This window comes from Gymnodinialimonas ceratoperidinii, assembly GCF_019297855.1.
GTDB classification, from domain to species: domain Bacteria; phylum Pseudomonadota; class Alphaproteobacteria; order Rhodobacterales; family Rhodobacteraceae; genus Gymnodinialimonas; species Gymnodinialimonas ceratoperidinii.
The window spans coordinates 3,552,239-3,569,929 of record NZ_CP079194.1 but is presented as its reverse complement, the minus strand read 5'-3'; the positions used below and the strand labels follow the sequence as shown (position 1 = coordinate 3,569,929).

Sequence of the window (17,691 nt, the reverse complement as noted above, 5' to 3'; positions counted from 1 at the left end):
CAAAAGAAAAACCGGCAGGACCCGAAAAAATTGGGCCGCCTCAAAGGACACCAGCGCGGAACCTTCTAACAGGGGCATATTATGGCGACGCTTTCCGACCCGCCTGCAGAGTCGTTCCGACTCAGCCAGTTGATTTACGATACCCGCTATCGATCACTGACCATCCAGGTCATCGTGTTCATCCTCATCATGTTGGGTCTGTGGGAGCTGGTGTCGAACGCGATCCAGAACCTCTCTGCCTTGGGCAAGGATTTTGATTTCAGCTTCCTCGGCAACCGCGCCGGGTATGACATCAACCAACGCCTGATCGAGTATTCCAACGATTCCACCCATGGCCGCGCCGCGGTTGTCGGTATCCTGAACACGCTGCTGGTGGCCTTTCTGGGCTGCGTGACGGCGACCATTCTGGGTGTCATTGCCGGCGTGTTGCGTCTGTCCAACAACTGGATCGTCGGCCGCCTGATGACCGTTTACGTCGAAGGCTTCCGCAACATTCCCCTGCTGCTCTGGATCATCGTGATCTTTGCCATCATGACCGAGGGCATGCCGCAACCGCGTGACTTCCGCGGGGACGAACCCGAAGCCTCGATGATCCTCGGCGACAGCGTCGCGGTCACCAACCGCGGTGTCTATATTCCGAACCTCGTCTTCACCCGCTCCCTGGGCGGCAACGAGATGTCCGAGGCCGCCGACGGTGTCGAAGCGGCGATCGTGCCGAGTGTTTCCGGTGCCGACTGGACGCTCATCCTGGTCGTTCTGGCCCTGGGCATCGCGGCATCCATCTTCATCGGGCGTTGGGGCGCGGCAAAGCAGGAGCGGACCGGCGTCAGGCCTCCGGGACTGTTCTGGATGCGCGCCGGAGCCATCGTGATCCCGGTGGCGATCGTCCTGATCGTCTTGGGCGCCACCTTGGATTACCCCGAGCTGACCGGCTTCAACTTCTCGGGCGGCGTGCATCTTCGCAACGCGCTGATCGCCCTGTGGTTCGCCCTGTCGCTCTATACCGGTGCCTTCATCGCCGAAATCGTGCGGGCCGGTATCCTCAGCGTCAGCAAGGGGCAAACCGAAGCATCGGCGGCCCTTGGGATGCGTCCATCCTGGACGATGAACCTCGTGATCCTGCCGCAGGCTCTGCGGGTGATCATTCCGCCACTGATTTCGCAGTACCTCAACCTGACGAAGAACTCGTCGCTGGCGCTGGCCGTCGGCTACATGGACGTCCGCTCCACCCTGGGCGGCATCACCATCAACCAGACGGGACGCGAGTTGGAGGGGATGCTTCTGCTTGGCGGCTTCTACCTCATCACGTCGCTGGTGATCTCGGCGGTGATGAACGTCTACAACAACTCCGTCAAATTGCAGGAGCGCTGATATGAGTGAGCTTCATTCAGAAACCGCGCTCGACAGCGCATATGTCCGCACCGAGATGCTGCCGGAGCAGGCCCCGCCGATCACGGCTGCGGGTCCGGTCCGGTGGGTGCGAGACAACCTGTTCTCGTCCATCGCCAACGCGATCATGACGATCCTGTCGCTCTACGTGATCTACGTGGTGCTGGCCGCGATCCTGCCCTGGGTTGTCTATGGCATCTGGGACGCGGGCTCGCTCAGCGAGTGCCGGGAGATCCGCGAAGCCCGCTACGGCCCGCTGGACGGCCATGGCGGCGGTGTTGCCTGTTGGGCGGTGCTGGTGGACCGTTGGGACCAGTTGATGTTCGGCTTCTACCCGCCAGAGCTTTACTGGCGTCCGATCCTTGCGTTCCTGCTGTTCCTAGGAGGCATCGCGCCGGTGCTTTACGACAAGCTGCCGCGCAAGATGCTGATCCTGACCGCCGCCATGCCCTTCATCTGCTTCTGGCTGCTGTGGGGCGGCTCGATCTGGGCACCGGTCCTGGTTGCGGCCGGCTTCGGCATCGGTTGGGCGATCATCAAGTTCGGCACCCGTTTCGTCGGGGCAATGACGGCCACGATCCTGGCCTTCATCGTGCCGATCCTGTTCTGGGTCCTGCTGGTTGGCCCCCTGATCGACGCGTTCCATTCGGTCGCGCCCATCGGGATCGAATCCGTGCAATCGCGTGAGTTTGGCGGCTTCCTCCTTGCCTTCGTGATCGGTGCCTCCGGCATCATCCTGTCGATGCCCCTTGGCATCGTGCTGGCACTGGGGCGGCAGTCGGACCTGTTCATCATCAACAAGTTCTCGGTGATCTTCATCGAGGTCATCCGCGGCGTGCCGCTGATTGTCTGGCTGTTCACCGCGCAGTTGCTTCTGGGCTATTTCCTGCCGCCCGGCTCCAACTTCGACCTCATGGTCCGGGTGATCATCATGGTGACGCTCTTCTCCTCGGCCTATATCGCCGAGGTGATCCGAGGCGGTCTCGCGGCCCTGCCGCGGGGACAGTATGAAGGTGCCGACAGCCTCGGCCTGAATTACTGGCAGTCCATGCAGCTGATCATTCTGCCGCAAGCGCTGAAGATCTCGATCCCGGGTATCGTTTCGTCTTTCATCGGCCTGTTCAAGGACACCACGCTGGTGGTCTTCATCGGCCTGTTCGACCCGATCGGTTTCTCGAACGCGATCCGCGCCGACACGGACTGGAACGGCATCTACTGGGAGCTGTTCATCTTCATCGGGCTATGCTTCTTCATCTGCTGCTTCAGCATGTCCCGCTATTCGCAATATCTTGAGCGTAAGCTCGCTACAGGCCACCGTTAATCGGGCCAACGCCGAGGAGAATATCCATGTCCACTACAGCTGAGAATCGGCCTATCGACCGCAGCCAGATGACCGTGTCTGACGAGGTCGCGATCGAGATCAACGGGATGAACAAGTGGTACGGGACGTTCCACGTCCTGCGCGACATCAACCTGACGGTGAACCAGGGCGAGCGGATCGTGATCTGCGGCCCGTCCGGGTCGGGCAAATCCACCCTGATCCGCTGCATCAACGCGCTGGAAGAGCACCAGCAGGGCTCCATCGTCGTGGATGGCACGCTGCTGTCCAACGATCTCAAGAACATCGACAAGATCCGGTCCGAGGTCGGCATGTGCTTCCAGCACTTCAACCTCTTCCCGCATCTGACGATCCTTGAGAACTGCACCCTGGCCCCGATCTGGGTGCGCAAGACACCGAAGAGGGAAGCCGAGGAAACGGCGATGCACTTCCTCGAGAAGGTGAAGATCCCCGAGCAGGCCGACAAGTATCCCGGCCAGCTTTCGGGTGGTCAGCAGCAGCGGGTGGCCATTGCGCGGTCGCTCTGCATGCGGCCGCGGATCATGCTCTTCGACGAGCCGACCTCGGCTCTCGACCCCGAGATGATCAAGGAAGTGCTCGACACGATGATCGAGCTCGCGGAAGAGGGCATGACCATGCTCTGCGTGACTCACGAGATGGGCTTCGCCCGTCAGGTCGCCAACCGCGTGATCTTCATGGATGCAGGCCAGATCGTGGAACAGAACGAGCCGGAAGAGTTCTTCACCAACCCGCAGTCGGAGCGCACCAAGCTGTTCCTGAGCCAGATCCTCGGCCACTGATCCCTGCGCGCCCGCGCGTCGCGCGGGACTTGGGATCGGCTTTGAGCCTTGCGAGAAATAACCGCCCGTGTCGAAAGACGCGGGCGTTTTTCTTGAGTTGTATTGGCCAAGATGAAGGGGAGCTCAGCGCGGGTCCGGGAGGCTGCGCGGGGTGGTGAAGCGCAGCAGGTGACCTTCGCCGGGCGCGAGGCCATTGTCGAAGCGGAGCACCGTGACGGCACCGGTTGGATAGCGCTCGAAATCCGGATCGTTCGGGGGATTGTGAGCGAGCGCCCAGGCCAGTGCGGCGGTGCCCGGATTATGGGCGATCATCGCGACGGTTGCGGCGTCCGCGGCCCTGAGCGCTTTCAGCATTACCTCGGGCTCGGCAAGGTAGAGCGCAGGGTTCAGGGTGGGCTCGGGCGCGCCGGGGAGCTGATCGGCGATGCCGGCCCAGGTCTGGCGGGTGCGCAGCGCGTCGGAGCAGAGGGCGACATCGGGGACAAGGCCGTGCTGCGCGAGGAAGGCGCCGATGCGGGGGGCTGCCCGATGTCCGCGGGGGCTGAGCGGACGGGTGTGATCGCCGGTGCTGCCATCCCAGTCGGACTTGCAGTGGCGGATGAGGATGACCGTCTGGCTCAAGGATGAAAGCTCCGCATGTGGTAGGCCGATTGCTCGGGATTTCGGCTGAAGTCCTGACTGATCGGACAGGCGCGGCGGGCCTTGCAGCCACGGGTCAGGCAATCGGTGCCGGCGGGGGTGTCGAGGTAGGCATGGCAGGCGGCGGTGTCGTAGCCATGCTCGGAGAGGGCATTGACCGGGCAGGCGGTCTCGCAGGGGGCGGGGCAGAGCAGGCAGGGCGTCAGGCGCGGCGGGCTGAGGGAAATCCTCTCGCGCAGGGCAAGGGCGCCTCGGAACGAGATCATCAGGCCCTGATCGTTGTGGACCAGCAGCGTCACCGGGCTGGCATGGATGCTGCCGCTTTTCAGGGCCCAGGAGATGAAAGGCAGATAGGGCGGGCCGCCGAATGGGAAGAGTGGCGTGGCGCGGGTTTCTTCCGCGATGGCGGAGAGGGCGCGGGTCGACCAGCGGTTCATCGGGTCCGCTGCGCCGTCGCTGTACTCGGGCGATTTCTTGAAGTGCGGCCAGAACGTGGGCTCGGCCGGGGCGAAGAGCACGAGGGTCTCGGTGCCCTCGGGCGCGCCGTCTTCCGGGTCGGGGTGGAAGGCCCCCACGATGGTCAGGTGGTAGGGGGCGGCGGCGCTCTGGAGGGTTTCGTAATCCATGGCTCCGATTCCGTTACTGGCGGATCATCGAGCCTGCGCCGTGCTCCGTGAACAGTTCCAGCAGCACCGCATTGGCGACCCGGCCGTCAACGATGGTGCAGGCCCTCACACCGCCGCGCACGGCGTGGAGGGCGGTCTCGGTCTTGGGGATCATGCCGCCGGCAATGGTGCCGTCGGCAATCATCGCGTCAACGTCGGCGGTGGTGAGCTCGGTCACCACGTCGCCGGCCTTGTTCTTGACGCCCGAGACATTGGTGAGCAGCAGCAGGCGGTCCGCTTCGAGGGCGACCGCGATGGCGCCGGCGGCGGTATCGCCGTTGATGTTGTAGGTCTCGCCGCTCTCGCCTTGGCCCAGCGGGGCGATGACGGGGATCATGTCGTCTTCGAACAGGTTGTTGATCACGCTCGGGTCGATCCGGGAAGGCTCTCCCACGAAGCCAAGCTCGGGGTTGGCGGGCGTGCAGGTGATCAGGTTGGCGTCCTTGCCGGACAGGCCCACGGCCTTGCCGCCTTCGGCGTTGATCGCTTGCACGATCCGCTTGTTCACGAGGCCGGAGAGGACCATCTCGACCACTTCGACGGTCGCGGCATCGGTGACGCGCTTGCCGTCCTTGAAGGTGCTTTCGATCCCGAGTTTCGCCAGCATGTCGTTGATCATCGGGCCGCCGCCGTGGACGACGACGGGGTTCACGCCAACCTGGCGCAGCAGGACGATGTCGCGGGCGAAAGAGGCCATTTCGGCGTCATCGCCCATCGCGTTGCCGCCGAATTTCACCACGATGACTGCGTCGTTGAAGCGTTGCAGGTAAGGCAGCGCTTCGGAGAGGGTGCGGGCGGTGGCGAGGTTGTCGCGGATCATCTGGGTTTTCATGCGCTTTGGGCCGTTGAGTATTTTGCGCCACGTTAGGGGGTGGCGGCGCGGGTGTGAAGCGGTTGTCTCGGGGGGGGGGGCGCTGTTGCCTTTGCGGGCCCGCCATGGGGGGGCCAGCCCCCCAGACCCCCCGGAGTTGTAGGGCCAAGATGAAGGGCGAGCCCGGGTATCAGGCTTCGATCGAGGCGATGGCGGCGCGCAGGGTTGGAATGCCGTCGCCCTTTTCGGAGGAGGTCAGGATGATCTCGGGGTAGGCGGCGGGGTGGTTGGCAAGCGCCTTGCGGGTGCGTTCCAGCGAGGCGTCGCGGTCCTTGCCCTTCACCTTATCGGATTTTGTCAGCACGGTCTGGAAGGGGACGGCGGCGATATCGAGAAGTTTCATGATCTCCTCGTCCACCGCCTTCACACCGTGGCGCGCGTCGATCAGCACGAAGGCGCGGCGCAGGGTGGCGCGGCCTTGCAGGTAGGATTTCAGCAGTGCCTGCCATTGCTGGACCACGTGGAGCGGTGCCTCGGCATAACCATAGCCCGGGAGGTCAACGAGGTAGTGGCTGTCGAGGAGGGTGAAGTAGTTGATCTCCTGGGTGCGGCCGGGCGTGTTGGAAGCCCGGGCGAGGCCCTTGCGGCCGGTCAGCGCGTTGATCAGCGTCGACTTGCCGACGTTGGAGCGGCCGGCGAAGCAAACCTCGATCCGGTCGGCGGGGGGCAGGCCGTCCATGGCGACGACGCCCTTGAGGAAATCGGTGTTGCCGGCGAAGAGCTTGCGGCCGCGTTCCTCGGTGATCGGGTCAGGTGCCTCGGCAAGGGGGAAGGGTAGGGCGTTCATATCGCGGCCTCCAGCGCGGGCAGGTCAGCGCCGCGGATCGCGTTCAGGTTACGGGTGATCTTGTCGGCGGGCCAGTCCCACCATGCGATGGCGAGCAGGCGGGCGATGGTATCTGCGTCGAACCGCTGTTTCACCGCCTGCGCTGGGTTGCCGGCGGCGATGGTGTAGGGGGGCACATCGCGGGTGACAACGGATTTGGCCGCGATGATCGCGCCAGCCCCGATGGTGACGCCCGGCATGATGGTGGCGGAGTTTCCGATCCAGACATCGGCGCCGATGCGGGTGTCACCCTTGTGGCCGGCGGTCCAGCTTGCGGGGTCGAAGCCTTCCTCCCACCCGTTGCCGAAGATGTTGAACGGGAAGGTGGAGAAGCCGTCCATCGCATGGGTGCCGCCGTTCATGAAGATGCGCACGTCGTGGGCGATGGCGCAGAACGGGCCGATATGGAGGTGGTCGCCGATAAAATCGTAATGGTGCAGGACGTTGCGGGTGAAGAAATCGCGGCTCTCGTCCTGATCGTCGTAGTAGGTGTAGTCGCCTACAGTGACGTTGTCGCGCCCCTCGGCCAGCGGCTTGAGGAACACGGTGCCGGCATAGGTAGGCGCCATCGGGGCGAGAGTGGTGGGGTCGGGGCCGGTGCGATCTGGCTGGTCAGTCATTGCAGGGTCACCTCTTCCCCCGCCTTGATCCGGCCGCCTTGCCGCACCATGGCGTAGACGCCGAAATCCTGGTGGTCCCACCCCTCGCGCAGGGCGCGCAGGGTCTCGGCATCGCGGTGGCCGGTCTTCGGGTTGGCCTCGGTGGCGCGGCATCGGGTGATGGGCTCAATCACCTCCAAACGGGCGTCGCCCATGGCCAGGGTCTTGCCGACGAGGTCGAATTCTTCCCACGGGGCGAGGCCCTCGATCCAGAGGTTGCCGCGGAACCGGCGCGGGTCGAGGGGTTCGTTTTTCGGCAGCCCCAACTTTTGCGAAAGCGCTCGAAGCGAGGCGGCGTTGAGGATGCTGACCGAGGCGAAGGGCGCGTCGGACATGCCCTCGGGCGGGGCATCGACGAGCGCGACCGGAGGGCGGCGGCTCTCTGGATAGATCGGTGCCAACCACTCCAGTAGCGCCGAGGCATCGGTGCGCGGCATCAGCGTCAGATCGGGCCGATCGGGATGGCTGAGGTGAATAACCTCCGCCCCATGCGGTCCATCAACGTGGCAACTCACGGCCATCAGCGAAGGGCCCTTGGCCCCGCGCAGAAAGTTGCGGCAGGACCGCCAGCCCTCGGAAGCGTCGCCGCCCTCCTCGAGTACCGCCCAAGCACGGTCGAGCGGCAGGGGCAGATCAGGCGCCAGATCGACGGCGCGGAGCCGTTCGGCTCCTATACCCTTGATCGGGTAGCGCCATATCTGATCCAGCGTCCAAGTCACTTCTCTTCCTTGGGCTTGCGCGAGAAGCTTCGGCGGATGTTGCCGAAGACATCGGGTTTGAAGCCCTGGCTGCGCATGATCAGGTACTGTTGCGTGAACGTCAGCGTGTTGTTCGCGATCCAGTAGACCAGCAGGCCGGACGCGAAGCTGCCGAGCATGAACATGAAGACCCAGGGCAGCCAGGCGAAGATCTGTGCCTGCATTGCGTCGGTGGGGGCCGGGTTCAGCTTCTGCTGCAGCCACATGGAGATGCCGAGCAGCAGGGGCAGGATGCCGATGAAGATCAGCGCCAGGATCGACTCGGGGTCAGGCGCCGGGATCGGCAGCAGGCCGAAGAGGTTCAGGATCGACGAACTGTCGGGCGCCGACAGGTCATTCAGCCAGCCGAAGAACGGTGCGTGGCGCAGTTCCAGCGTGACGAAAATCACCTTGTAGAGCGAGAAGAAAATCGGGATCTGCAGCAGGATCGGCAGACAGCCACCCGCGGGGTTAACCTTGTTCTTCTTGTAGAGCGCCATCATGCCCTTCTGAAGCTTCTCGCGGTCATCACCGGCGGATTCCTTCAGTTTCTCGATCTCGGGCTGGAGCTCTTTCATCTTCGCCATCGACACGTAGGAGCGATAGGCGAGGGGGAAGAGCACGGCCTTGACGATCAGGGTCAGCGCGATGATCGCAAGGCCCATGTTGCCGATGGTGCTGTTGAGCCAGTGGAGCAGCCAGAAGAGCGGCTTCGTCAGGAAATAGAACCAGCCCCAGTCGATGCTGTCGACAAAGCGCGAAACCTCGCCTCGGGTGGGATCCTGTTCGGCGCCGAAGAGCCGCGCGATCAGGCCGGGCTCGGCGTTCTCGTAGTCGCGGATGGTCTCGGCTTCCTTGGCGCCGGCAAAGAGCTGCGTCGTGACCTCGACCGTTTCACCGGCGGCGATGGCCATGTAGGGGAGGCGCGCTTCGGTCTGGTAGATGTCGGCGGAGGGGACGTATTTGATGACCGACACGAAGGGTTGGTCTTCGCCGGGGATCAGCGTCGTCATCCAGTATTTGTCGGTGAAGCCGATCCAGCCGTTGGCTTCGACTTCCAGCACCTCGGCAGGCACGCCTTCGCGGGCGATGACGTCGAGGTCGGGGAGATCGTCATAGGCGACCTCGGAGAGTTCCCCATCGGTTTTGCGCACGACGCCTTCGTGGAGAATGAAGAAGTTCTGCAGGTCGGAGGGGAGGCCGTGACGGGCCACGATGCCGTAGGGCGCGAGGTTCACATCGGCCTCGCCCGTGTTCTCGACCGACTGGGTGACTTCGAACATGAAGCGGTCATCGATGGCGATGGTGCGGCGGAAAACGAGGCCGCTCGCGTTCTCCCAGACCAGAGTGACCGGGGTCTCGGGTGTCAGGGTGGTGCCGGATTCGATTTCCCACGGGGTGTCGGAGGTGGGGACATCCTCGTAGCCGAGCCCGCCCGAGGGGGTCCAGCCGTAGAGCGCGTAATAGGGCTCATCGGAGCCCACCGGCGACAGCAGGCGGACGATTTCATCGCTGTCCACCTCGGTCGTGTAATTGCGCAGCGACAGGTCGTCGATGCGGCCCCCAAGGAGCGAGATGGTGCCTTCGACCGAGGGCGTCTCGATGTCGATCCGCGCGGCTTCGGTCAGTGCAACCTCGCTTGGGGCGGTGTTTTCCGCGCCAGAGGGATCGCTAGCAGCGGTAACCGGTGGCGTGGGCGCGACGCCGGTCTCGGTCTCGACCACGGGGGTCGCGTTCGGGTCTTCCACGACCTCGGGGGGCGGGAAGAGAAAGAACCACACGAGGATCACTACAATGCTGAGGCCCATGGCCAGGATCAGGTTTCTGTTCTGATCGTCCATCGTTGCGAAATTCCTTTGCCAGAGCCCTTGCGAATAAGGCGAAAACACCGGTGCTCACTCGGTGACGCCAATCCCTGCGGGTTCAACAGACTGGGGGTTCAAAGGTCAAGAGGCGAAATCGGCGCGGGTAGGGGGCTGTGGGAGGGGTTTGCCCGATTTTGCAGGGTGTGTCGGGGGTTGAGGAGGCAGCAAAAGGCTGCCGTGCGGCGACGGGAGGGAGACCGCCGGAGGGCGCGAGAAGAGGCTGGCGTGGGTGCCGTGGGCCGGTTGCTGGTCTCGCTACAGGTGAGATCGGGAAGGGGGGAGCACTAAAGGCGGCAGGACGGTGCGCGTATTCAAAGCGCGTTGAAGCCTTCTTAGGGTGCCACCTCACTAATGTGTACGCGTCGTCGGCGCTGACCCAACGCAACCCTCGGCCTTCGGTATACGCAGCAACCTCAGGTGCTCTGCGTCAATCCCTCAAGTTGCCGTCTGCGCGCGCCGGTCTTCGAGGCGAATCGTCTTGCCGGCGGCTTCATGGGCGCGCGCCCAATCGGCGACGTTTTCTAGCCCCATAGGGTGCGCCACGCCAAAGCCTTGCAGGAAATCACAACCCAGTTGAGCCAGGGCGTCCCTCTCGGTCTGGGTCTCCACCCCGCTGGCGAGGGTTTCGATGCCCATCGCCTTGGCCAAAGCGGTGATTGCGGAGACCGCTTGCCGTTTTTCGAGGGCGACATCGACGTCGAGAACGAAGCCGCGGTCGATAGTGATCCGGGTGACCGACAGGCGCTGCAGGGTCGGGATGGAGGCGGCGCCTATGCCGAACCCTTCCAGATCCAGACGATGGCCCGCATCGCGGAGGGTCTGCAACGTGGCAACGACCGCGTCGTCGTCGATCTGGGTGGCAACATCGTCCGAGACCTGGATGACAACCCGGTTCGGCGTGAGGCCGTAGCGCGCGACCTCGGAGGCAATGCCTTCCGCAAGCGCCGGATCGCGCAGCTCCTCGACCGAGAAGTTGACCGAGATCGTGGGAATATGCGCCTTCAGCTTGTCCCAGTCGCGCAGGGCCTTCAGCGCTTCATGGAGCATCCGTTGTCCCAGAAGCGGCATCTGGCCAGAGGCTTCCACCGCCGGAAAGAACTCTTTCGGGCCGAGAAGCCCGTGCTTGGGATGTTGCCACCGGGCCAGTGTTTCCATCCCCGACAGCGCGCTCGTCTTCGCGTGAACCTGAGGCTGGAACCAGGCCTGTATTGCGCCGTCATGGATTGCTGCCTCCACCTCTTCGCTGAGACGGGTTTGCAGCGCACGGGCCCGGCCCATGCCGGGTGCGAAGGCCCGCGTCGCGGCCGGACCGTTGAGCACCGCTTCGCCCAAAGCGGCCTCGGCAGCCTTGAAGGTGGCGTCGGCCGGATCGGCGCCCTGCTTGAGCACCGCAGAATGGCCGATGGAGGCAGTCAGCCGCAGACCGGTGCCGCGGAGCGGAAGGGGCTCGGCCACGGCGTCGGCAAGCCGGGTCGCGATCGTATCACGCAGCCCGAGGCGGGCGGAGGAAAGGGGGGAGAGGACAACGCCAAACCGCGAATCGCCCAGTCGGGTGAGGAGATCCCCGTTGCGCAGTGCGGTTTGCAGGCGCTCTTCCAAGCGGCGCGCGATGTCTTCGCTGGCGTCATGGCCCCATCGATCGAGCACCACGGACCAATCGTCGATCTGAATAAGGAAACAGGCAGTATCGCGCCCGGCCAGATTGGCCACGCGGTCGAGCATTGCCACCAAGGCGGTTCGCCCGCTGGCGGCCGGAGACGATCCGCCGCCCGCACGTTCCACAGGGCGTCCGCCGAGCCCACCAATGGCCAGAAGCGCTGAAAGGACAACCGCGGTCACCAGTGCAAGATCGTCGAAGCCGAACCACGTGGCAGTCAGGGCAATCAACGGAAAAAGCGCCAGAACCTCGACCCGGTCGAGCCCGAGCCGGACGCGTTGGGCGATCCGGTACAATCGGCCGCGCGAGGCCGGTGGTGTCGCACGGGGCGCCCCGTTGGTCTTCAGTTCTGCCATCTTGCCCCGTGTCTCCGCCTGATCATCATGTCCGGGACAAGGGTAACCGATGAAGGAAAACAGAAGATTAACCGCCACCACACGCCCGGAAAATATTTGACCCAAAGGCAATCATCGCACCGTCGATCCTCAGGAAATCTTGGTGGCAAGCCTCCCGTGCCGTAGGATCACCCCATGGTGCAGCGCTTTGATCATCCCGCCGTTCCGGTCTGCCCCTACCCTCCGGGGTGGCGCGAGGTTGCGAATCTGAGGTTCGAGACCGACCTCGTCCTACTGCGCCTGAAAGACGCGGTGAAACTGCGCACCGGCGAGGATGCGAGCTACATCGTGGGGGCGGATTACATCGTGAGCGTCGAGGTCGACGGAGAGGTTTTCGGCATCACCGTGCCGCGCGGTCTTGTCACCGACCTCACCTCGGTTCCCGCGCCTTTGCGGATCATCGCCGGGCGGGTCGGACCGTGGCTGGAGGCCGCGATTGTCCATGACTACCTCTATATCGCGTGGCAGGACGTGCCCGGACACGGCGCGCACGACAGGGATCGGGAGTTCGCCGACCTGATCATGCTGCGCGCCATGGAGGCCGCGGACGTCGGCAGGATCAAACGCCAATTGATATATCTGGCGGTACGGCTCTTCGGTGTCTGGGGCTTCCGGCGCCCGAACGCGGATCGCTACGCGACATTGCCGGATCATCTGGGCGGCTTCAGCCTGCCTCGGCCGGACTAGTCCGGCACGTTGTCGATGCCCGACCCGCCCCAGGGGTGGCAGCGCAGGATGCGGCGGCTGGCGAGCCATGTGCCCTTGATCGCGCCATGCTTGCGCAGGGCCTCCATCGCGTAGGTTGAGCATGTCGGCGTGAAGCGGCAGTTGGTGGCGATCATCGGCGAGATCACCAGACGATAGAACCGGATCGGCAGTGAGACGATGAAGGCCAGCGGGTTCATCGGTGCGCTTTCTCGAGTGCCTTGGAAAGGTCCGCCTGCATGGCCTGAAAGTCGCGCGTGGCCGTGGCGTCCTTGCGGCCGATCAACACGTAATCCCACCCGTCCTTTCCCTCCGCCGGAAGGATGGCGCGGGCGATCTCGCGCAGGCGCCGCTTTGCCCGGTTGCGGGCAACGGCGTTGCCGACCTTCTTGGAGCAGGTGAAGCCGACGCGGATCGCGCCCGGCTCTTCGCCCTCATCGCGCCGCCGTGCTTGCAGCAGGAAGGCAGGCGTCGGCACGCGGGCGGCGCGGGCGGCGGACAGGAAATCCTTGCGCTGCGTCAGCGTCACCAGCGGGCGCTTAACACAAAAAGCCCCCGGCGAGGCGGCGCTCGGCGGAGGCGTTTGCGATGCCATTGTCAGGCAATCAGGCGCTGAGCGACTTCCGACCGCGGGCGCGGCGGGCGTTCAGGATCTTGCGACCTGCTTTGGTTGCCATACGCGCACGGAAGCCGTGGCGGTGCTTGCGCACGAGGTTCGAGGGTTGGAATGTCCGCTTCGACATGGGTCTCGCTCCGTCAATCTTGGCCGGAGGGCGCCGAATGCGCTCCTCTAACGGCAGGTATCTCCGTTGAAGCCTGCGGGATAGGCAAGGTTTGGGCCGCTGTCAACAAGTGCGACGGGTCAGGACGCGGTATTTTCGGCTTCTTCCACGGCATCGGCCAATTCACGCAATTGATCCGGCGCGAAGACGGAGACGCCCATCTTCCGCAAGCGGTGCGCGACGAGGCCTTCTCCGGGCTGGCGCTGGCCGTCGAAGTGGCCGGAATAGACGAAGGTGGAGCCGCAGGATGGGCTCCCATCGGTCAACAGGGCAAAGCGGCATTGCTGTTCGAGCACCAGATCGACCGCCAGTTGCGCGCCCAAGGCGAACTCTCCGGTCCAGTCGAGCCCGTCCTTGTCATAGACGCCCGCGCGGCCTCCCAGGACGGTCTCTGCATCGGCGCCGGGCGCAATCTCGACAGGGGGGCGTGGCGTGGGCAGACCTGCGGCCATCTCAGGGCAAAGCGTCACCAAGCGGCCTTCGGCCCGCCATGTCGCGAGAAGCTGATTCTCCAACGTCTTGGCCCGGCCGTCGTAACGGACCGGGGCGCCCATCAGGCAGGAACTGACCAAGATTTTTTCCATGGGCCTATCGTGCCTGAAACATATCCCGCCGCGAATGTGACAGATCGGAGCCTTCGCGGTCACGAAACCCCTTACTTGCGTCACGCCCCATCAAGCAACCGTGACCGGGGATATCGCGGGCGTTTCAAATGACGCATCTAGGGGCGGCGACACAAAGGCGAATAGGACGGGACATGGCGAACAGCGCGGAACTACAGTCGAAATCGGGCGTGGCACGGTATCTGCCGATCGTGGCCATCGTGATCGGAGCCGGCATTGGCTGGTTCCTGTTCAGGGACTACCTGAGCTTTCAGGCCCTGGCCGATAACCGAGAGGCGCTGATCGCCTTCCGCGATGCCAATTACGCGCTGACCGTGGGGCTCTTCATCCTCGCCTACGCTTTGATCGTGGCTTTTTCCCTGCCGGGCGCGACAATCGCGACGCTGACCGGCGGCTTCCTTTTCGCGACATTTCCGGGGGCCCTGTTCAACATCACGGGCGCGACCATCGGGGCGACGGCAATTTTTCTGGCCGCGCAGACGAGTTTCGGCGCGCGACTGGGCGAGAGGCTCGAAGGGTCAGAGGGCGTGATGAAACGCTTCAAGGAAGCCATCGACGAAAACCAATGGTCCGCGCTGTTCCTGCTGCGCCTCGTGCCTGCAGTACCCTTCTTCATCGCGAACCTCCTGCCGGCCTTTTTCGAGGTCCCCCTGCGCCGGTACGTGATCTCGACCTTCTTCGGGATCATGCCGGGCGCGATTGTCTATACGTCCGTCGGCGCGGGATTGGGCGAGGTCTTCGCGCGGGGTGAAACCCCGGACCTCGGCATTATATTCGAGCCGCAGATCCTGTTGCCGATCCTCGGCCTCTGCGCGTTGGCGGCATTGCCCATCATCCTCAAGGCCGTGCGCGGCAAGAAAGGCCTGTAAGCCATGGAAACGATCGAAACTGACATCTGCGTCATCGGCGCGGGCTCCGGCGGATTGTCCGTGGCGGCGGGGGCCGTTCAGATGGGTGCGAAGGTGGTGCTGCTGGAAGGCCACCTGATGGGCGGCGACTGCCTGAACTTCGGCTGCGTGCCGTCGAAAGCGCTGCTGGCGGCGGGGCACAAGGCGCATGAAACCTCCGAGGCGGCGTTCGGCGTGGCGGGTCACGACCCCGCGCCCGACTACGCGGCCGCCAAGGACCATGTCCACTCGGTCATCGAAGAGATCGCGCCGGTTGATTCCCAGGAACGGTTCGAAGGTCTCGGCGTCACGGTCATCCGCGAATTCGGGCGCTTCATCTCGGAGTCCGAGGTGCAGGCCGGCGACACCACGATCAAGGCGCGGCGCTTCGTGATCGCGACGGGCTCTCGCCCCTTCGTGCCGCCGATCACCGGCCTCGACGGCGTGCCCTACCATACCAACGAGACGATCTTCGATCTGCGCGAGAAGCCGGAGCACCTGATCATCATCGGCGGCGGTCCCATCGGGATGGAGATGGCGCAGGCGCATCGGCGGCTCGGCTGTCAGGTGACGGTGCTGGAAGGTGACAAGGCGATGGGCAAGGACGACCCAGACGCCGCCGCCATCGTGATCGAGACCCTGCGCGCCGAAGGCATAACGATTGTCGAGGGGGCAACCGCCTCGGAGATCCGCGGCGAGGAAGGCGCGATCACCGTCGAGACAGAGGACGGCGCGACCTTCGCGGGCTCGCACCTTCTCGTGGCGGTGGGCCGCGCGGTGAACGTCGACAAGCTCGATCTTGAGAAGGCAGGCGTAGAATATGACCGCAAGGGCGTGAAAGTGGGGGCTGACCTGCGCTCCACGAACAAGCGCGTCTACGCGGTGGGCGATGTCGGGGGCGGCATGCAATTCACGCATCTCGCGGGCTACCACGCGGGCGTCATCATCCGGCCGATGTTGTTCGCGCTGCCGTCCAAGGCCCGCACCGACCATATCCCCTGGGCCACCTATACCTCGCCGGAACTAGCTCAGGTCGGCCTGACCGAAGCGCAGGCGAAGGAGAAACACGGCGACAGCGTCTTCATCGCGAAGGCGGAATTCCAGGACAACGATCGCGGCATCGCGACCGGGCAGAAAACGGGCTTCGTCAAGGTCATGGTGGTCAAGGGCAAGCCTGTTGGTGCCACGATTGTCGGGCCTCATGCCGGCGAGTTGATTGGTATCTGGTCCCTTGCCATCGCGAACAAATTGAAGATGAGTGCCGTCGCCAACATGGTTGCCCCTTATCCGACACTGGGAGAGGTTAATAAACGCGCTGCCAGTGCCTATTTCACCCCCAAGCTGTTCGACAGCGCGCTGGTGAAAACGCTGGTCGGGTTTGTGCAAAGGTTCGGACGGCCCTAAAAGAAACCTTGCCCGCGGTCGGGCACCAGAGGGAGCCGGCGGTGGCCAACAGTCTTTCAGGGCGATTCTTGATCCTCACCATCATCTTCGTGATGCTGGCCGAGGTATTCATCTTCGTCCCCTCCATCGCGCGCTTCCGTGAAGATTACCTGCTCGCCCGGTTGGAGCGGGCTCAGATCGCCTCGCTCGCGCTTTTGGCGGCGGACGGCATGATCGACGATGACCTTGAGTACGAACTGCTTGAAAACGCAGAAGTCCTCAACGTCGTGCTGCGCCGCGACGCGGTGCGCCAGCTTGTACTGTCCACCGACGGGATGGAGCCCATTTCGGCCACCTTCGATCTGCGCGACCCTCCGGCGTGGCAATTGATTCGCGATGCTTCGATGCGGCTGCTCGAGGCCGAGGAGCAGAACATCCGAGTCATCGGTCAGCCGGTCCGCGAGGCCGGTCTGCTGATCGAGATCACGATGGAAACCGAGCCGCTGCGCACGGCGATGATCGATTACGGCCTGCGTGTTTTTCTTCTGTCGGCGGTGATCTCGATCTTCACGGCAGTGCTGCTCTTTGGCGCGGTACGGGTGCTGATGGTTAACCCGATCAAGCGCGTGGTCCACGCGATGATCAGCTACGCGCAAGCGCCCGAAGACGCCAACCGCATCATCACGCCGCGCGGCACGGTCCGTGAATTGCGCGACGCGGAAGAGGCGTTGCACGCGATGCAGACGCAGCTGACCTCGCTTCTGCGGCAGCGCGAGCGGCTGGCGCAATTGGGCGAGGCCGTGGCCAAGATCAGCCACGATCTGCGCAACATCCTCTCGGTGGCGACGCTCGTCGCGGATCGGCTCGAGACGGTGCAGGACCCAACGGTGAAGAGGATCGCGCCGAAGCTGGTGAACTCCCTCAACCGTGCGATCAACCTGACCGAGGCCACCTTGGCCTTTGGCCGCGCAGAAGAGCCCGCGCCGAAGCTGGACAGGGTGCCGCTGGAAGCCCTCGTCGACGATGTTCTCGATAACGACAACCTCGCGCAAGAAGATGGCGAAGTCAGCTACGACGCGGTGATCGAGCCCGGAATGGTCGTGCGCGCAGACCCCGAGCAATTGCACCGGGTGCTGTCCAACCTCGTGCGCAATGCCCGTCAGGCCATCACGGCGACAGGTATGCCCGGAGAGGTCATCGTCCGCGCGGGAACGCAGGAGGGCGGCTGGTTCATCGAGGTCTGCGACACCGGCCCCGGCCTCCCCGACGGTGCGCGCGAGGCGCTGTTCAAACCCTTCGCCTCGACCTCCAAGGTGGGCGGCACGGGCCTCGGCCTGACGATCTGCTCGGAAATCCTGCGCGGACATGGCGGCAGCCTGACCCTGAAAAGCACCGGATCGGACGGCACAACCTTCGCAATGTTCCTCCCAAGCGGAATTGCTGCCTGATTGCCCCTTGCGCTGACCATT

At 64.1% G+C, this 17,691-nt stretch carries 19 protein-coding genes; 7 read left to right on the top strand and 12 right to left on the bottom strand.

Annotated features, from left to right (window positions below):
• Window positions 1–81: 81 nt before the first annotated feature.
• Genes KYE46_RS17155 through KYE46_RS17145 form a run of 3 tightly spaced genes read left to right on the top strand, consistent with a single transcriptional unit; the run spans window position 82 to window position 3,528 of the window.
• Window positions 82–1,371 (top strand): amino acid ABC transporter permease, encoded by a 1,290-nt coding sequence (locus KYE46_RS17155; protein WP_219002401.1) that lies wholly within the window; start codon window positions 82–84, stop codon window positions 1,369–1,371.
• Between the two features lies 1 nt (window position 1,372).
• Window positions 1,373–2,710, top strand: a complete 1,338-nt coding sequence (locus KYE46_RS17150) for an amino acid ABC transporter permease (protein ID WP_219002400.1) — start codon at window positions 1,373–1,375, stop codon at window positions 2,708–2,710.
• Window positions 2,711–2,736: 26 nt separating this feature from the next.
• On the top strand, window positions 2,737–3,528 hold the full coding sequence (locus KYE46_RS17145) for an amino acid ABC transporter ATP-binding protein (protein WP_283095203.1): 792 nt from the start codon (window positions 2,737–2,739) through the stop codon (window positions 3,526–3,528).
• A gap of 123 nt (window positions 3,529–3,651) precedes the next feature.
• Here KYE46_RS17145 and KYE46_RS17140 read toward each other — a convergent pair whose 3' ends face one another.
• The 8 genes from KYE46_RS17140 to KYE46_RS17105 all read right to left on the bottom strand — a co-directional run bounded on the left by KYE46_RS17140 (window position 3,652) and on the right by KYE46_RS17105 (window position 11,803).
• A complete protein-coding gene (locus KYE46_RS17140; protein WP_219002398.1) occupies window positions 3,652–4,149 on the bottom strand; it encodes a SixA phosphatase family protein in 498 nt (165 codons plus the stop codon).
• Complete coding sequence (locus tag KYE46_RS17135; protein ID WP_219002396.1) at window positions 4,146–4,793, bottom strand: ferredoxin; 648 nt, start codon at window positions 4,791–4,793, stop codon at window positions 4,146–4,148. Before KYE46_RS17135 ends, KYE46_RS17140 begins: the two co-directional genes overlap by 4 nt.
• 13 nt (window positions 4,794–4,806) lie before the next feature.
• Window positions 4,807–5,664, bottom strand: a complete 858-nt coding sequence (argB, locus tag KYE46_RS17130) for an acetylglutamate kinase (RefSeq protein WP_219002393.1) — start codon at window positions 5,662–5,664, stop codon at window positions 4,807–4,809.
• A gap of 169 nt (window positions 5,665–5,833) precedes the next feature.
• Window positions 5,834–6,490 (bottom strand): ribosome biogenesis GTP-binding protein YihA/YsxC, encoded by a 657-nt coding sequence (gene yihA, locus KYE46_RS17125; protein ID WP_219002391.1) that lies wholly within the window; start codon window positions 6,488–6,490, stop codon window positions 5,834–5,836.
• The gene (locus KYE46_RS17565; protein WP_219002389.1) at window positions 6,487–7,149 is read right to left on the bottom strand and encodes a CatB-related O-acetyltransferase; all 663 of its coding nucleotides are present in this window, start codon (window positions 7,147–7,149) and stop codon (window positions 6,487–6,489) included. The genes yihA and KYE46_RS17565 overlap by 4 nt, the downstream gene beginning before the upstream one ends.
• A complete protein-coding gene (locus KYE46_RS17115; RefSeq protein ID WP_219002386.1) occupies window positions 7,146–7,907 on the bottom strand; it encodes an MOSC domain-containing protein in 762 nt (253 codons plus the stop codon). The genes KYE46_RS17565 and KYE46_RS17115 overlap by 4 nt, the downstream gene beginning before the upstream one ends.
• Window positions 7,904–9,766 carry a membrane protein insertase YidC gene (gene yidC, locus KYE46_RS17110; protein WP_219002384.1) on the bottom strand — a complete coding sequence of 621 codons (1,863 nt, stop codon included), beginning with the start codon at window positions 9,764–9,766 and terminating at the stop codon, window positions 7,904–7,906. Before yidC ends, KYE46_RS17115 begins: the two co-directional genes overlap by 4 nt.
• Window positions 9,767–10,225: 459 nt before the next feature.
• Window positions 10,226–11,803 (bottom strand): GGDEF domain-containing phosphodiesterase, encoded by a 1,578-nt coding sequence (locus KYE46_RS17105; protein WP_219002383.1) that lies wholly within the window; start codon window positions 11,801–11,803, stop codon window positions 10,226–10,228.
• Window positions 11,804–11,977: 174 nt separating this feature from the next.
• Between KYE46_RS17105 and KYE46_RS17100 the strand changes: the two genes are divergently transcribed.
• Complete coding sequence (locus KYE46_RS17100) at window positions 11,978–12,529, top strand: DUF1353 domain-containing protein (RefSeq protein ID WP_219002382.1); 552 nt, start codon at window positions 11,978–11,980, stop codon at window positions 12,527–12,529.
• Here KYE46_RS17100 and yidD read toward each other — a convergent pair.
• The 4 genes from yidD to KYE46_RS17080 form a co-directional block, all read right to left on the bottom strand.
• Entirely contained in the window at window positions 12,526–12,747 is a 222-nt protein-coding gene (gene yidD, locus KYE46_RS17095) for a membrane protein insertion efficiency factor YidD (protein ID WP_219002381.1), read from the bottom strand. The two genes, KYE46_RS17100 and yidD, sit on opposite strands and share 4 nt — an antisense overlap.
• Window positions 12,744–13,142 (bottom strand): ribonuclease P protein component, encoded by a 399-nt coding sequence (rnpA, locus tag KYE46_RS17090; protein ID WP_219002380.1) that lies wholly within the window; start codon window positions 13,140–13,142, stop codon window positions 12,744–12,746. The genes yidD and rnpA overlap by 4 nt, the downstream gene beginning before the upstream one ends.
• A 10-nt stretch (window positions 13,143–13,152) precedes the next feature.
• Window positions 13,153–13,290, bottom strand: coding sequence for a 50S ribosomal protein L34 (rpmH, locus tag KYE46_RS17085; RefSeq protein ID WP_011453767.1), 138 nt, complete (start codon window positions 13,288–13,290; stop codon window positions 13,153–13,155).
• A gap of 119 nt (window positions 13,291–13,409) precedes the next feature.
• Window positions 13,410–13,913, bottom strand: a complete 504-nt coding sequence (locus KYE46_RS17080) for a 2-thiouracil desulfurase family protein (protein WP_219002379.1) — start codon at window positions 13,911–13,913, stop codon at window positions 13,410–13,412.
• Window positions 13,914–14,086: 173 nt separating this feature from the next.
• Here KYE46_RS17080 and KYE46_RS17075 point away from each other — a divergent pair, with 173 nt between their 5' ends.
• From KYE46_RS17075 to KYE46_RS17065, 3 genes are read left to right on the top strand one after another with little or no spacing between them, the layout of a single operon-like run.
• Window positions 14,087–14,821 (top strand): TVP38/TMEM64 family protein, encoded by a 735-nt coding sequence (locus KYE46_RS17075; protein WP_219002378.1) that lies wholly within the window; start codon window positions 14,087–14,089, stop codon window positions 14,819–14,821.
• Between the two features lie 3 nt (window positions 14,822–14,824).
• On the top strand, window positions 14,825–16,243 hold the full coding sequence (locus tag KYE46_RS17070) for a dihydrolipoyl dehydrogenase family protein (RefSeq protein WP_219002377.1): 1,419 nt from the start codon (window positions 14,825–14,827) through the stop codon (window positions 16,241–16,243).
• A gap of 41 nt (window positions 16,244–16,284) precedes the next feature.
• The gene (locus KYE46_RS17065) at window positions 16,285–17,670 is read left to right on the top strand and encodes a sensor histidine kinase (RefSeq protein WP_219002376.1); all 1,386 of its coding nucleotides are present in this window, start codon (window positions 16,285–16,287) and stop codon (window positions 17,668–17,670) included.
• Window positions 17,671–17,691 lie beyond the last annotated feature (21 nt).

Excerpts from the sequence above, each read along its gene's own strand:
- KYE46_RS17135 (WP_219002396.1), bottom strand. The coding sequence starts at position 4,793 with ATGGATTACGAAACCCTCCAGAGCGCCGCCGCCCCCTACCACCTGACC.
- KYE46_RS17075 (WP_219002378.1), top strand. The coding sequence starts at position 14,087 with ATGGCGAACAGCGCGGAACTACAGTCGAAATCGGGCGTGGCACGGTAT.
- rnpA (WP_219002380.1), bottom strand. The coding sequence starts at position 13,142 with ATGGCATCGCAAACGCCTCCGCCGAGCGCCGCCTCGCCGGGGGCTTTT.
- yihA (WP_219002391.1), bottom strand. The coding sequence starts at position 6,490 with ATGAACGCCCTACCCTTCCCCCTTGCCGAGGCACCTGACCCGATCACC.
- KYE46_RS17105 (WP_219002383.1), bottom strand. The coding sequence starts at position 11,803 with ATGGCAGAACTGAAGACCAACGGGGCGCCCCGTGCGACACCACCGGCC.
- KYE46_RS17155 (WP_219002401.1), top strand. The coding sequence starts at position 82 with ATGGCGACGCTTTCCGACCCGCCTGCAGAGTCGTTCCGACTCAGCCAG.
- KYE46_RS17070 (WP_219002377.1), top strand. The coding sequence starts at position 14,825 with ATGGAAACGATCGAAACTGACATCTGCGTCATCGGCGCGGGCTCCGGC.
- KYE46_RS17080 (WP_219002379.1), bottom strand. The coding sequence starts at position 13,913 with ATGGAAAAAATCTTGGTCAGTTCCTGCCTGATGGGCGCCCCGGTCCGT.
- KYE46_RS17150 (WP_219002400.1), top strand. The coding sequence starts at position 1,373 with ATGAGTGAGCTTCATTCAGAAACCGCGCTCGACAGCGCATATGTCCGC.
- yidD (WP_219002381.1), bottom strand. The coding sequence starts at position 12,747 with ATGAACCCGCTGGCCTTCATCGTCTCACTGCCGATCCGGTTCTATCGT.
- rpmH (WP_011453767.1), bottom strand. The coding sequence starts at position 13,290 with ATGTCGAAGCGGACATTCCAACCCTCGAACCTCGTGCGCAAGCACCGC.
- argB (WP_219002393.1), bottom strand. The coding sequence starts at position 5,664 with ATGAAAACCCAGATGATCCGCGACAACCTCGCCACCGCCCGCACCCTC.
- KYE46_RS17100 (WP_219002382.1), top strand. The coding sequence starts at position 11,978 with ATGGTGCAGCGCTTTGATCATCCCGCCGTTCCGGTCTGCCCCTACCCT.
- KYE46_RS17145 (WP_283095203.1), top strand. The coding sequence starts at position 2,737 with ATGTCCACTACAGCTGAGAATCGGCCTATCGACCGCAGCCAGATGACC.
- KYE46_RS17565 (WP_219002389.1), bottom strand. The coding sequence starts at position 7,149 with ATGACTGACCAGCCAGATCGCACCGGCCCCGACCCCACCACTCTCGCC.
- yidC (WP_219002384.1), bottom strand. The coding sequence starts at position 9,766 with ATGGACGATCAGAACAGAAACCTGATCCTGGCCATGGGCCTCAGCATT.